This is a genomic window from Rhizobium anhuiense bv. trifolii (assembly GCF_024346605.1).
GTDB lineage: Bacteria > Pseudomonadota > Alphaproteobacteria > Rhizobiales > Rhizobiaceae > Rhizobium > Rhizobium anhuiense.
The window spans coordinates 701655-715411 of sequence record NZ_CP098803.1 but is presented as its reverse complement, the minus strand read 5'-3'; the positions used below and the strand labels follow the sequence as shown (position 1 = coordinate 715411).

At 62.7% G+C, this 13757-nt stretch carries 14 protein-coding genes; 9 read left to right on the top strand and 5 right to left on the bottom strand.

The genetic code is table 11. From position 1 onward, the window contains the following. Positions 1–8: 8 nt before the first annotated feature. Entirely contained in the window at positions 9–674 is a 666-nt protein-coding gene (gene lptC / locus NE851_RS12085; protein ID WP_025554407.1) for an LPS export ABC transporter periplasmic protein LptC, read from the bottom strand. 224 nt (positions 675–898) lie between these two features. On the opposite strand from lptC, the gene sppA reads away from it, so the two are divergent. The 3 genes from sppA to NE851_RS12070 all read left to right on the top strand — a co-directional run bounded on the left by sppA (position 899) and on the right by NE851_RS12070 (position 2630). Beyond that, positions 899–1849: a signal peptide peptidase SppA gene (sppA, locus tag NE851_RS12080; RefSeq protein WP_028755465.1), complete on the top strand. Its 951-nt coding sequence runs from the start codon at positions 899–901 to the stop codon at positions 1847–1849. Positions 1850–1878: 29 nt separating this feature from the next. Further along, the gene (locus NE851_RS12075; protein WP_003544934.1) at positions 1879–2178 is read left to right on the top strand and encodes an integration host factor subunit beta; all 300 of its coding nucleotides are present in this window, start codon (positions 1879–1881) and stop codon (positions 2176–2178) included. A 119-nt stretch (positions 2179–2297) separates the two neighbouring features. Continuing rightward, the gene (locus tag NE851_RS12070) at positions 2298–2630 is read left to right on the top strand and encodes a LapA family protein (protein WP_028755466.1); all 333 of its coding nucleotides are present in this window, start codon (positions 2298–2300) and stop codon (positions 2628–2630) included. Between the two features lie 32 nt (positions 2631–2662). Here the strand turns inward: NE851_RS12070 and NE851_RS12065 are convergent, their stop codons facing one another. After that, positions 2663–3097: a GNAT family N-acetyltransferase gene (locus NE851_RS12065; protein WP_028755467.1), complete on the bottom strand. Its 435-nt coding sequence runs from the start codon at positions 3095–3097 to the stop codon at positions 2663–2665. A gap of 37 nt (positions 3098–3134) precedes the next feature. Then, positions 3135–3590, bottom strand: a complete 456-nt coding sequence (locus tag NE851_RS12060) for an SRPBCC family protein (RefSeq protein WP_127431040.1) — start codon at positions 3588–3590, stop codon at positions 3135–3137. Positions 3591–3696: 106 nt separating this feature from the next. On the opposite strand from NE851_RS12060, the gene NE851_RS12055 reads away from it, so the two are divergent. The 6 genes from NE851_RS12055 (at position 3697) to olsB (ending at position 10189) form a co-directional block, all read left to right on the top strand. Then, positions 3697–4299 carry an NUDIX hydrolase gene (locus tag NE851_RS12055; protein WP_254960610.1) on the top strand — a complete coding sequence of 201 codons (603 nt, stop codon included), beginning with the start codon at positions 3697–3699 and terminating at the stop codon, positions 4297–4299. 121 nt (positions 4300–4420) lie between these two features. Beyond that, complete coding sequence (locus NE851_RS12050) at positions 4421–5506, top strand: class I SAM-dependent methyltransferase (RefSeq protein WP_254960608.1); 1086 nt, start codon at positions 4421–4423, stop codon at positions 5504–5506. Continuing rightward, complete coding sequence (locus NE851_RS12045; RefSeq protein ID WP_254960607.1) at positions 5503–6363, top strand: TrmH family RNA methyltransferase; 861 nt, start codon at positions 5503–5505, stop codon at positions 6361–6363. The genes NE851_RS12050 and NE851_RS12045 overlap by 4 nt, the downstream gene beginning before the upstream one ends. Then, on the top strand, positions 6360–6863 hold the full coding sequence (lspA, locus tag NE851_RS12040) for a signal peptidase II (protein WP_028755472.1): 504 nt from the start codon (positions 6360–6362) through the stop codon (positions 6861–6863). The genes NE851_RS12045 and lspA overlap by 4 nt, the downstream gene beginning before the upstream one ends. Before the next feature lie 55 nt (positions 6864–6918). Then, entirely contained in the window at positions 6919–9201 is a 2283-nt protein-coding gene (locus NE851_RS12035; protein WP_254960606.1) for a PAS domain-containing hybrid sensor histidine kinase/response regulator, read from the top strand. A 109-nt stretch (positions 9202–9310) separates the two neighbouring features. Further along, positions 9311–10189 carry a l-ornithine N(alpha)-acyltransferase gene (gene olsB / locus NE851_RS12030; protein ID WP_097543230.1) on the top strand — a complete coding sequence of 293 codons (879 nt, stop codon included), beginning with the start codon at positions 9311–9313 and terminating at the stop codon, positions 10187–10189. A gap of 29 nt (positions 10190–10218) precedes the next feature. Here the strand turns inward: olsB and NE851_RS12025 are convergent, their stop codons facing one another. Together NE851_RS12025 and NE851_RS12020 are read right to left on the bottom strand one after the other, a co-directional pair. Beyond that, positions 10219–11208, bottom strand: a complete 990-nt coding sequence (locus NE851_RS12025) for a helix-turn-helix transcriptional regulator (protein ID WP_254960605.1) — start codon at positions 11206–11208, stop codon at positions 10219–10221. Between the two features lie 229 nt (positions 11209–11437). Then, positions 11438–13723 (bottom strand): NADP-dependent malic enzyme, encoded by a 2286-nt coding sequence (locus tag NE851_RS12020; protein WP_028755476.1) that lies wholly within the window; start codon positions 13721–13723, stop codon positions 11438–11440. Positions 13724–13757: the final 34 nt, after the last annotated feature.

The window sequence follows — 13757 nt, the reverse complement described above, 5'->3', positions numbered from 1 at the left end:
CCGGCTGGTTAAGTGCCCTGTTTATGGATGGTGGATGGATCGACATTCATGCGAACATTCCCCTCGAATGTGATCACCCGCCCCTTATCGGTTATCTCCATCGTCCGCGCAACAATGGAGGCATTGTCCTTGGTGATGGTGACGGGATCGTCGCTCCGCATGTTTCCGCCCTTGATGTCGAGCCGGGCGGACTGGAACTGCGCATTGAGGCCACTGCTCAGCACGAGGGTGAAGGGGGCCGTCATATGCAGATTGTCGGTGGCGCGATTGTAATCGGCGGTCGAGGCGACGACGCGCGCGATCAGCCCGTCATTCATCGGCACGGCGGCCTTGATGGTCTCGAGCGTGATTAGATCGGGATTGCGGATATCCTGCAGCGCCCTTTCGGCCAACATCGAATAGTTGATGCCGTCTGAATTGCGTCCTGATATCGCCGGCTTCTCCATCACGACCTTGCCGTTTTCGATCTTGGCGCCTTCCATCTTGATGTTCTCGGGCAGATAGATGCTGATCAACGCCACCGCGGTGAGGCCTGCGGCGACGATGAGGGCGGCCACCGGCAGCAATATCTTCAGCCGGCGCACGCGGGCAGAATGGAACAACGCGTCGCCATAGGCGCTTCTGCCGGACCCTGTAAAGGCGGCATTTCCGTTGTTCTTCAGGGTGTCGAGCATAGGCCTCGTCCATGTGCGGTGATCGCCGCGCCTCTCTAACAAAGCCGGCCGCCAATCACAGTTCGTTTCGCATTATTACATTGGCTTGCCAATATGGAATTTTTTCTGCAACAAGCAACAAAACGGAAAAACATCAAAAAGTGGCATTCGTACGCGCCGCGGCCGCCTTATTTTACCGGACCTCTCGGCGGCATGCCGAAGCCGGGCCAGCGCTGGAGGTTTCTATGGACAGTTCGATCATCGCGGATCGCCGGCGGTTGCGCCGCAAGCTCGGCTTCTGGCGCCTCATTGCCGTTGCCCTCATCGTGGCGCTTGGTTTCGCCTTCTACCACTTCGCCGTCGGCGATGCCGGGACGCAGCGCCCACATATTGCCCATGTGACGATATCGGGACTGATCGTCGACGACGACGAGCTTCTGGAGCGGCTGAAGAAGGTCGAGACCAGCGACCAGGTGAAGGCGGCGGTGATTTCGATCTCCTCGCCCGGCGGCACGACCTATGGCGGCGAAAAAATCTTCAACGCCATCCGGGCAATATCAGCCAAGAAGCCTGTGGTCTCCGACGTGCGCACGCTTGCCGCCTCCGCCGGCTACATGATCGCCACCGCCGGCGATACGATCATTGCCGGCGACAGCTCGATCACCGGCTCGATCGGCGTCATCTTCCAGTATCCGCAGATCCAGCCGCTGCTCGACAAGATCGGCGTCTCGCTGCAGGAGATCAAGTCCTCGCCGCTGAAGGCCGAGCCCTCGCCCTTCCATGAGGCGAGCGAAGAGGCCAAGGCGATGATCCGCAACATGGTGGTCGACAGCTATAACTGGTTCGTCGACCTGGTCGCCGACCGGCGCAAGCTGCCGCGCGACGAGGTGCTGAAACTCGCCGACGGCACAATCTATACCGGCCGCCAGGCGCTGAAGGTGAAACTCGTCGATACGATCGGCGGCGAGCCCGAAATCCGCGCCTATCTCAAATCGCGCGGCGTCGATGCCGACCTGCCGATGGTCGACTGGGACAAGAAGAGCAATACGCCCTTTCTGCTCGCTGGGGCTGTTTCGCGGTTGATTACGATCTTCGGTTATGATGATCTCATGAAAACCCAGGATATTAATGGAATCCTGCCCCCAAAGTTGCTTCTTGACGGGCTGCTTTCAGTTTGGCAGGTTGGCCGCGATTGATAAGAAATCAATAATTTAAGGGGGCGACTGTGATCAAGTCCGAATTGGTGCAGATAGTTGCGGCACGCAACCCGCATCTCTATCATCGCGACGTCGAAAATATCGTCAACGCGGTTCTCGACGAGATCACGGATGCACTGGCTGCGGGTAACCGAGTCGAATTGCGCGGCTTTGGGGCCTTTTCGGTCAAGAATCGCCCTTCCCGCTCCGGCCGCAATCCGCGGACCGGTGATACGGTGTTCGTCGAGGAGAAGTGGGTTCCCTTCTTCAAGACCGGCAAGGAGCTGCGTGAGCGGCTCAATCCCGGCCAGGCCGACGAAGAGGATTGAGCAGCGGCTGCCGCCTGCGGCGAAACCGCACTTGAATTCGAGAGCCGTTTTCCTATCCTGCCAAGCATCAAACGCGCCCTTCAAAAAAACCGGCGCAATATGCCGCGTGGAGACCTCAAATGGCCAAGAAGATCGTCAACCTGCTGATTCTGCTGCCGCTCGGCGTCATCCTCATCGTCTTCTGCGTCGCCAACCGGCAGAGCGTCACGCTCGCCTTCAATCCGTTCCGGCCGGAGGACCAGGTGCTTGCGGTTTCCGCGCCCTTCTTCGTCTTCCTGTTCATCGCGCTGATATCAGGCATGCTGATCGGCTCGGCCGCCACCTGGTTCAGCCAGGGCAAACACCGCAAGCGCGCCCGCACCGAGGCCAAGGAAGCCATCCGCTGGCAGGGTGAGGCCGATCGTCACAAGAACCGCGCCGAAGAAATCGCCGGGCAGCTGCCGTCGCGGTAAGATCGGCTCGATTTCAACGGCTTTGGGCGCCGTCAAACCGGAAAAAAACTCAGTTCCTCATAGTCGCCTTCCGGCGAGGCGCCATTGCCGGTCACCTGGAAGCCGTGGGAGAGGTAGAACGCCTTCGCCCGCCGGTTCTTCACCAGGCATTTCAGCCGGTACCGGTGCTGCGGCCATTCCGGCAGCGCCTGCAGCAGCGCCGTGCCGGCGCCCTTCCCTTGGAATTCCGGTCTCAGGTAGAGCATGTGGATGAAATCGTCCTCCGGCCAGAGCGACAGGAAGCCGGCGACACTGCCATCCGCATGCTCGCAGACCAAGACCGTCTCGCCGTTGGTATGGGCGGCGAAATCCTCGCGATGGAACTTGCCGGGATCGACCCAGACAAATGTTTCGCGGCGCACGGAAAGATAGATCTCCGCGAGCATTTCCTGGTCTTCCGCCCGCGGCGGCCTGATGGTCCACGTCATGACGTCGATTTAAACAAACCCTGTGCTCGCGCCAAGCCTACCCCGCCGTCATCTTCGCGACGACAGCGGCGTTGAAATCCGAAAAGAACCCTTCGGCGAGCTTCTGCGAGGTCGAATCGAGCAGGCGGGCACCGAACTGGGCAAGCCTTCCGCCGAGCTCGGCCCTCGCCCGATAGTGCAGGATGGTCTCGACGCCGCTTTGCTCGAGTACGACATCGGCGCTGCCCCTGGCGAAACCGGCAAGACCGCCCTTGCCTTCGGCCGACAGCGTATAGCTCCTCGGCGCATCGACATTGGAAAGCGTCAGCAAGCCGTGGAAGGTGGCCGACAGCAGGCTGAACTTGACCTTGATCGTCGCCTCGAAGACATCAGGCGACAGCCGCTCGATGCCCTGGCAGCCTGGAATGCAGCCGCGCATGATCTCGGGATCGTTGAGCGCTGCCCAGACGACGTCCCGCGGTGCGGCGATGCGTTCTTCGCCGGTGAAATCCATTCGGCAGCCCCATCTTCGATTCGCTCAACTTATCCAGCGGGAAAGCGCTTTGCCAAGGCGGAGGGGAATGTTATCTGCGTGACCATACCGAGCGAGGAATTGGCCGATGAACGAACTGAAGCCCTGGAGCGTGACGGCAAGCCGCATCACCTATGAGGACCGCTGGATCCGGGTGCGGAGCGACGATTGTGTCACCGCCGACGGAAACGTCATCGCGCCATTCCATGTGCTCGATTATCCCGACTGGATCAACGTCATCCCTGTCATGCCCGACGGGCGGGTGCTGCTGACGCGGGAATACCGGCACGGCCGCGGCGAGATCGTGCTCGGCCTCGTCGCCGGCGGCGTCGAACCAGACGATGGCAAGACTGGCCACGGCGAGACCGGCGACGCGGCGTTGGCGGCGGCACAGCGCGAACTGCGGGAAGAGACCGGCTATGAAGCCTCGACCTTCGTCAAGCTGCTCACCTCCTATCCGAATGCGGCCAGCCACAGCAACGCGGTGACGAGCTGGCTGGCGCTCGGTCTGAGCCGGGCCGGCGAACCGCGTTTCGACCCTGGCGAGAAGGTCGAGCTGCTGTTTGCCGATCTTGCCGCCATCCTCAGCGACCTGCAATCCGGCGCCGTCATCATGCAGTCGATGCATGTCGCTGCACTTTATGCGGCGGAAAGCTGGCTTCGAAGAGAGGCGTCCGAGGGCTTGAAATAGGCGCTGTGCCCGCAGAACCCGCCCTCTCGCGGGGGCCGGCCAGCGCGCAGTTGATCCGGCACGGTCTTCTGGGCTACTGCATAGCCTATAAGACACCCCGACAGAGACGCGGAAGAGCACGTTGAAACAAAGAGAACGCCGGCCGGGCCAGAAGAAGACATCCGGTCCCTCCGGTGAAAGCCGCAGGGACGATCGGGCCGGCCGGCCGGCAAAGCCGGTCGCGCGGCCACCGGCGACCCGCGAGGCTGCCGCGCAGGCTGCCGTCATGCGCCCCCTGATGACGCGCAGCGGCGAGCGTCCGGCTGAGCGCGTGCCTGTCATCCTCGAATCGCTCGGCGCCGGCGACTTTCACCTGATCGACAGCGGCAATGGCGAAAAGCTGGAGCAATACGGCCCTTACCGCATCATCCGTCCCGAGGCCCAAGCGCTGTGGCGGCCATCGTTGCCGGCCCATGTCTGGGAAAAGGTCGATGCCGTCTTCACCGGCGATACCGACGAGGAAGGCACCGGCCGCTGGCGCTTTCCGAAAGAAGCGCTCGGCGAGACCTGGCCGCTCAATCTGCTCGGCGTCGATTTTCTCGGCCGCTTCACCTCCTTCCGTCATGTCGGCGTCTTCCCCGAGCAGATCGTGCACTGGAGCTGGATGAAGGAGCAGGTCGAAAAGGCGGGCCGGCCGTTGAAGGTGCTGAATCTCTTCGGTTATACCGGCGTCGCCTCGCTGGTTGCCGCCGCCGCCGGCGCCGAGGTCACCCATGTCGACGCCTCGAAGAAGGCGATCGGCTGGGCGCGCGAAAACCAGGCGCTCGGGCGGATGGAGAAGCTGCCGATCCGCTGGATCTGCGAGGATGCGATGAAATTCATCCTGCGCGAGGAACGCCGCGGCAGCCAATACGACATCATCCTCACCGATCCGCCGAAATTCGGCCGCGGCCCGAATGGCGAGGTCTGGCATCTGTTCGAGCATCTGCCATTGATGCTCGACATCTGCCGCGAAATCCTGTCGCCGAAGGCGGTGGGCCTGGTGCTGACGGCCTATTCGATCCGCGCCAGCTTCTATTCGATCCACGAGCTGATGCGCGAGACGATGCGCGGCGCCGGCGGCGTGGTCGAATCCGGCGAGCTGGTGATTCGCGAAGCCGGCACTGACGGCAAGACTGAGGGCCGCGCCCTTTCCACTTCCCTCTTTTCCCGCTGGGTGCCGAAATGAGCAAGGACTTCCACGATCAGGGACCGCGCAGGGTCGGACAAGTGAAGGAAGTCACCTCGCTCGCCAATCCGATCATCAAGGACATCAAGGCGCTGACGAACAAGAAGTCGCGCGAGGAAAGCGGTACTTTCCTCGCCGAAGGACTGAAGCTCGTCATCGATGCGATCGAACTCGGCTGGACGATCCGCACGCTGGTCTATGCCAAGGCCGCCAAGGGCAAGCCGCTGGTCGAGCAGATGGCGGCCAGGACCGTCGCCTCGGGCGGGCTGGTGCTCGAAGTCAGCGAAAAGGTGATCGCCTCGATCACCCGCCGCGACAATCCGCAAATGGTCGTCGGCATTTTCGAGCAGCGCTGGAAGCCGCTGCGGGATATTCGGCCAAGGGATGGCGAGACCTGGGTGGCGCTCGACCGGGTGCGCGACCCCGGCAATCTCGGCACGATCATCCGGACAGCGGATGCGGCCGGTGCTTCCGGCATCATTCTGCTGGGAGAAACGACCGATCCCTTCTCGCTCGAAACGGTGCGGGCCACCATGGGCTCGGTCTTTGCCGTTCCGGTTGCGCGGGCGACCCCCGAGGAATTCATCGCCTGGCGGAAATCGGCCGGCGTTTCCATCGTCGCGACGCATCTGGCCGGCGCGGTCGATTACCGCACGATCGACTACCGGAAAAAGCCCGTCGTGCTCCTGATGGGCAATGAACAATCCGGCCTGCCGGACCAGCTGGCGAGCGAAGCCGATGCGCTTGCCCGCATTCCGCAGCAGGGCCGCGCCGATTCCCTGAACCTCGCCGTCGCCACCGCCGTCATGCTTTTCGAGGCGCGCCGCCATCTCCTCTCACTTGCCGAGGGCAAATGACCGAACAGACGCTTGCACGCCCCGCGCTGTTTTCACGCCCGGCGCCGATTCTTTTCTTCATCGTCGTCGCCGTTCTTATCGACCAGATCGTCAAGATCGCCGTCGATCACTACCTGCCGCTGCAGGAGGTCGTGCCGGTCGTTCCGATGCTGGCGCTCTACCGCACCTACAATCTCGGCGTCGCCTTTTCGATGCTGTCGGGCATGGACGGCTGGTTCATCGTCGGCATGCGGCTCGTCATCGTCGCCTTCGTCATCTGGCTGTGGTACCGCACGGCGAAGGACCGCTGGCTCGCCCATCTCGGTTATGCGCTGATCATCGCCGGGGCAATCGGCAATCTCGTCGACCGCTTCGCCTATGGGCATGTGATCGATTACATTCTTTTTTACACCGAAAGCTGGTCCTTCGCGGTGTTCAATCTCGCCGACAGTTTCATCACCATCGGCGCCGGTTGTGTCATTCTCGACGAGTTGCTGCTGCCGAAAAAGACCGGCCGCTAAAATCTTATCGAATTCCTGAAGGCATTCGGAAGAGGCCTCATGTTATCCAGGTACCATGCACAACCTGGGACAGTTGCACGAAAGATTGTCCGCCGCCTTCGGTGGACCCGCCGCCAAGCCGCATGAAGAGCGGATCGGGGCCATCTTTTCACGACCGAAAGCATCGGCACCCCGGGGAACCGAAGACCGCCAGAACGGGCCTGCCGCGACGCGGCGCCTGCTGTTCTACTGGCTGGGCGGCGCCGGCCTGCTTGCCGCAACGATCCTGATGCTGCTTGCCCATGCCGGCGATCCGCTGCTGCTTTCGGGCGGTCTCGTCGTTCTTGGCCTTGCCGTCATCGCCAGTTACGCCCTGCTGATGGTACGGTCGCGCACGGCCGGGCAGCGCAACGGCAAATCCACGCCGGATTCGAACGATGGCGCAAAGCTGTTTGCCGACGTCCACGACGTGCTCGGCGACATCACCCTCGGCCGCACCATGGACCGGCGCATCATCTCCGCCAACGACACGTTTCGGCGCCTGACCGGGCGGCTGCGTCCGGAGGGCAAAACCTGCGAGGAGATCGGGCTTGCCTTCCGCCCCGGCCCGATACCGCACTGCTACGACGTCGAGATCTCGACGCCGGAGGGCCAGCGCATCTTCCTGTGGCGCGACGTCGTCACCCGCGACCCGGCAAACGGTCGCCTGCTGCTGCAGAGCGTTGCCCGCGACGTCACCGATGAGCGGCTGATCGCGCAGGGCCGCGAGGAGGCGCGGCAGAAGGCCGAATATAACAGCGCCGCCAAATCCAGGCTGCTTGCCACCGTCAGCCATGAGGTGCGCACCCCGCTTTCCGGCATTCTCGGCATGACGCATCTGATCGCCGAGACGCGGCTGACGCAGGAGCAGCAGGACTATCTGGCGAACATCCGCCAGTCTGGCCACGCGCTGACCCAGCTGGTCGAGGACCTGCTCGATTTCTCCACCATCGAAGTCGGCCGCTTCGCGCTGCACCCGCGCTCGGAATCGCTGCGCAAGCTTCTGGAAAGCGTCGTCGAGATGCTCGCCCACCGGGCGCATGAAAAGGGTATCGAGATCGGCGCCACCGTATCGTCCGACGTGCCGGAGAATATGAGCTTCGATCCGGCGCGGCTGCGCCAGGTTCTCTTCAACGTCATCGGCAATGCCGTGAAATTCACCCAGCTCGGCGGCGTTTTCATCCGCGTGTCGCTCGACGCCGGCGATCTGCTGATCACCGTGACCGACAGCGGTCCCGGCATGACGGCCGAGGAACAGGCGCGCGTCTTCGGCGAATTCGAGCAGGGCGGGACCTTTGCCGACAAGAGCAGCGGCACCGGGCTCGGCCTTGCCATCTCCGCTCGCATCATGCGCGAATTCAACGGCGCGCTGACGGTTGCCAGCGAAAAGGGCAGAGGCAGCGAATTCACCATCCGCTTCCCCGTCGACATCGGCAGCGAGCGCCCCGACCGGCGAAACACGCTGCTTGCCGGCAACAGCGTCGTGCTGCTGGCGCCGGCAGGTGCGGCCCGCACCGCCATTGCCGAGACGATCAGCACACTCGGTGGCTTCTGCCATCTCGTCGGCGACGGCGAAACGGCGCGGGCAACGCTGCTCGGCTTGGCAAAGAGCGGAAAGCGGCCGACGGATATCATCATCGACCACCGGATGTCGGCGGAATTTTCCGCCCATCTTGCCGACCGCGCCGACATCGCCGCTCTTGGCCTGCGCAAGGTCCTGCTCGTCAATCCGGAAGAGCGCAGCGCCCATCCGCTCGACCTCTTCGACGCCTGGCTGATCCGGCCGCTGCGCGAGCAGTCGCTGATCGACGTGCTGCGCGGGCGCATGCGCGGCATGGAGAAACGCGACGCGCTGAACGACAACCAGCCGGGCTTCGGCCTTTCGGTGACGGAGACGCTGGTTGCGGCGAGCGGGCTCAGCATCCTGCTCGGCGAGGATGATCCGATCAATGCCATGCTGGTGCGCGTCGTCCTGGAAAAGGGCGGGCACAAGGTGCGCCATGTCGAGGATTTCGAGTCGCTGCTCGACTATGCGCTCTGCGAAGCGAATGCCCGGCCCGACATCATCATCAGCGACCTGTCGATGCCGGGCGGGAACGGCATCGACATGCTGGGGCGCCTGCGCGGCCATGAAAGACGGCTCGATCTTGCCCCGGTGCCGGTGATCGTTCTCACCGCCGACAAGAGCGACGAATCACGCCGGCAGGTCTTGCTCAACGGCGCCAACCGCGTCATGGTTAAGCCGGTCGACCCGGTGCGGCTGCTGACCGAAGTTCAGGCGGTCGCCGCACTTTCCGCCCGCCGCGCTGAGGCGCGGTAAGGCGCGTCGAAACCGGTACGCTCCTTGCGTTTGGGAAATTCAAAATGTCACTTTCCTGTCGTATAGAAGTGTTTTATGGCGTCGATAAGCCGGCAACGGGAGAATCGCCATGTCCGCCATCGACATCCTGAATCGTGACACCACGGCGGAGGCTGCGCGGCCTTCGACGGCTGCTGTGCAGAAGGACGGCGACATTCTCGGCCGCATCGGCAATCTGGAAACCCGCCTGGCCCGCACGGCACGCGAGATCGATGCCGCCCAGGCTGTGCGCTACCGCGTCTTCGTCGACGAAATGAAGGCGCAGCTGCCGCTGGAGGCCATGCGCCGCCAGCGCGACGTCGACGCCTATGACGCTTTCTGCGACCATCTTCTCGTTCTCGACCGTGCAATCGAGGGCGACCCGGAAGACCAGATCGTCGGCACCTACCGGCTGTTGCGCCAGGATGTCGCCATCGCCAATGGCGGTTTTTACTCGGCTTCCGAATTCGAGATCGAGGGCCTCATTGCCAAACATCCGGATAAGCGCTTCATGGAACTCGGCCGTTCCTGCGTGCTGCCGGAATACCGCACCAAGCGCACCGTCGAACTTCTGTGGCAGGGCAACTGGGCCTATGCGCTGAAGCACGGCGTGAGCGCCATGTTCGGCTGCGCTTCCTTCCCCGGCGTCTATCTGGAAAGCCATGCGCTGGCACTGTCCTTCCTCTACCACAATGTGCTGGCGAAGAACGAATGGGCCGTCGGCGCCCTACCGGACCTCGCCCGCAACATGGACCTGATGCCGGTCGAAGCCATCAACCCGAAGCGGGCGCTGATGGCCCTGCCGCCGCTGATCAAGGGCTATCTGCGCCTCGGCGCCATGGTCGGCTCCAGCGCGGTCATCGACCATGCCTTCAACACGACCGACGTGCTGATCGTGCTGCCGATCGCCAGCATTTCCGACCGCTACCTGAATTATTACGGCGCCGACGCCGGCCGCTTCGCGAGCTAACTTGGTCTACTTCGAGTGACGATCGTCCGTCACAGATCGGCTCGCCTTCTGGTGTCCGACGGGTTCTCTCCATAGGCCGCCCGATAGGTTGCCGCAAAGCGGCCAAAGTGAAAGAATCCCCACTTCAAGCAGATGTCCCGCAATGGCTGCCGGTTTGAAGGATCGCGCAGATCCTCTCGCACCGCCTGCAAGCGGATCGTCCTGAGGTAGGCAGCCGGTGTGGTTCCCTTGAAGGCACGAAAACCGCTTTCAAGCGCGCGAATAGAAATGCCGGCCGCCTCCGCGACGCTCTGCATCGTCAACGGCTGTGCGATGTTCCCATGCATGAATTCAACTGCCCGACGGACATGCCGGGGTGCGATCAGGTGGATTTTCCTGTCGAGAAGGTGCGAGAGCCGATGAGGAACCGAGCGCACCAACAGATCGGCAAACCCCTGGGTCAGGTTCAACATGGCGATTGGCGAGTGAAGGAGCGGCCCATTGTTGCGCATGCCGATGATGATCGTTTGGGCGAGGCTGCCGATCAACTGTCCGGCTGCGGTGGAAAGATCGACGAGCGGCGCCAGGTCCATTGGCCCGGTCAGGGGTGTCTCCAGTATGGAGGCGACGGTTTGAGCGATGATCGTCCAGTTCAGGCTCAGTGTATCCGACCGGTGAGGCGCTGCCCGTACGGAAACCCGTTCCGGCTCGAGATTGTTCATCAACAAGAGCCGCCCAGGTGTCCCTTGGATCACGTTCCGACCCAGCGTTACATCCAGAGCGCCCCTCCGCGGCATGATGATTGCCAGCGTTTCCGGCGTTCCATGGGCCGTTCTTGCACCCCAGCCGCCGGAATCCTGGTTGCTGACCAGCGACAATCTTTCATCACCCCAGAAGCCAACCTTCCAGTCGAGCGGTTTCTCCCGACCATTGCGCCATGCATCGAACGAACCGAACCCCCTGGTCAGAGCCTCGACCATATCGTCGAAGGTTGCCCCCTGAAATCGGGCGATGAAATTGGCGGATGCGTTTTCTGGCATGGGACACCAACCGGCTGATATCAAACAACTGAGCTGCAAAACCGCATCGATTGCCCGCGGTCTTTCAATGTCCCTGCGGGCAAATTATGCCGCCCCCTACAGGCCTATTGTATCAAAAGTATGACTTATCGGAAGAGCAGACTTCATCAGCTGCCACGAAAACTTGTGCCCGGCCGACGGGCAGTCGGCCGGGCACGGAATGCCGTCTCATATGTCGCAAGAGGCGCGTTTACGAACCCGCCCCATAGGCGGCGATCGCCGCCATGTTGACGATGTCGGAATCCTTGGCGCCCATCGCGGTGATCTGCACCGGCTTGTCGACGCCGACGAGGATCGGACCGATCACCGTGGAGCCGCCAAGTTCTTGCAGCATCTTGGTCGAGATCGAGGCCGAGTGGAAAGCCGGCATGACGAGCACGTTGGCCGGGCCGGACAGGCGGCAGAAAGGATATTGCTCCATCACCTTGCGGTTCAGAGCGACGTCGGCCGCCATCTCGCCGTCATATTCGAAATCGACGCGACGCTTGTCGAGGATCTTCACAGCCTCGCGCACCCGCTCGGAGCGTTCGCCCGAGGGATGGCCGAAGGTGGAATAGGCAAGCAGGGCGACGCGTGGCGAATAACCCATGCGCCGCGCCAGACCCGCGGCCTCCTCGGCAATATCGGCAAGCTGCTCGGCCGTCGGCATGTCGTGCACCGCCGTATCGGCCACGAAGACCGTGCGGCCGCGGCAGAGCGCCAGCGACACGCCGATGATGCGGTGGCCGGGCTTCTCGTCGATGCAGCGGCGTACATCCTCGAGCGCCGTCGAATAATTGCGGGTGATGCCCGTCACCATGCCGTCGGCGTCGCCGAGCGCCACCATGGTGGCGGCGAAGTGGTTGCGGTCGTTGTGGATCAACCGCTGGGCATCGCGATAGAGATAACCGTGCCGCTGCAGCCTCGCATAGAGATAATCGACATAGGCCTCAATGCGGGTGGAGATACGGGCATTGACGATCTCGAGGCCGGGCCGGTTGAGATCGATGCCGGCGCGTTCCGCCGTCGCCCGGATCAGATCCTCACGGCCGAGCAGGATGGCGGTGCCGAGCTGCTGGTTGGCATAGGAAAGAGCTGCGCGCAGGACCTGTTCTTCCTCGGCCTCGGCAAAGACGATCCGCTTCGGGCGGCGGCGGACACGCTCGTAGAGGCTGGCGAGCGTCGAGGCGATCGGATCGCGGCGTGCCGACAGCTCGCGGGCATAACCCGCCATGTCGGTGATGACCTTGCGGGCGACGCCGCTTTCGATCGCAGCCTGCGCGACTGCCACCGGGATCGCCGAGATCAGGCGGGGATCGAAGGGAACGGGAATGATGTATTGCGACCCGAAACGCGGCCGGTTGCCCTGATAGGCGGCGACAACGTCATCGGGCACGTCCTCGCGGGCCAGGTTTGCCAGCGCATTGACAGCGGCGATCTTCATCGCATCGTTGATTGTCGAGGCACGGACATCGAGAGCGCCGCGGAAGATATAGGGAAAGCCGAGGACGTTGTTGACCTGGTTCGGATAGTCCGACCGGCCCGTCGCCATGATGGCGTCGTCGCGGATGCGGGCGACCTCTTCCGGCGTGATCTCGGGATCGGGATTGGCCATGGCGAAGATGATCGGCCGCTCGGCCATCGAGCGGATCATCTCGGCCGAAAACGCACCTTTCTGCGACAGGCCGAAAACGACGTCCGCGCCCTGCATCGCCTCTTCCAGCGTGCGTGCGTCGGTCTTTGCCGCATGCGCCGATTTCCACTGGTTCATACCCTCGGTGCGACCCTGGTAGATGACGCCCTTGGTGTCGCAGAGGATGACATTGTCAGGGGCAAACCCCATCGCCTTGATGAGTTCGACGCAGGCGATCGCCGCAGCACCGGCACCATTGCAGACGAGCTTTGTCGTCTTCAGGTCGCGGCCGGTCAGCTCCAGCGCGTTGATCAGGCCGGCAGCGGCGATGATGGCCGTTCCATGCTGGTCGTCATGGAAGACGGGAATGTCCATCAGCTCGCGCAGCCGGCTTTCGATGACGAAACAATCCGGTGCCTTGATATCCTCGAGGTTGATGCCGCCGAAGGAAGGACCGAGGAAGCGCACGCAGTTGATGAACTCGTCGACATTTTCCGTATCGATCTCGAGGTCGATGGAATCGACGTCGGCGAAGCGCTTGAAGAGCACCGCCTTGCCTTCCATGACGGGCTTGGAAGCCAGCGCGCCGAGATTGCCGAGACCGAGGATTGCCGTGCCGTTGGATATGACGGCGACCATATTGCCGCGCGCCGTGTAATCATAGGCCGTCTGCGGATCGGCGGCGATCGCCTTCACCGGCACGGCAACACCCGGCGAATAGGCCAGCGAGAGATCGCGTTGCGTCGCCATCGGCTTGGTCGGGTTGATCTCCAGCTTGCCGGGCCGGCCCATGGCGTGAAATTCGAGCGCCTCCTGGTCGGTAACAGAGGTCACCGGCCGGTCCTTCTTATCGATATCGGGCATAAATCCTCCAACGTCCTGTGGGCGACGCTTTGCT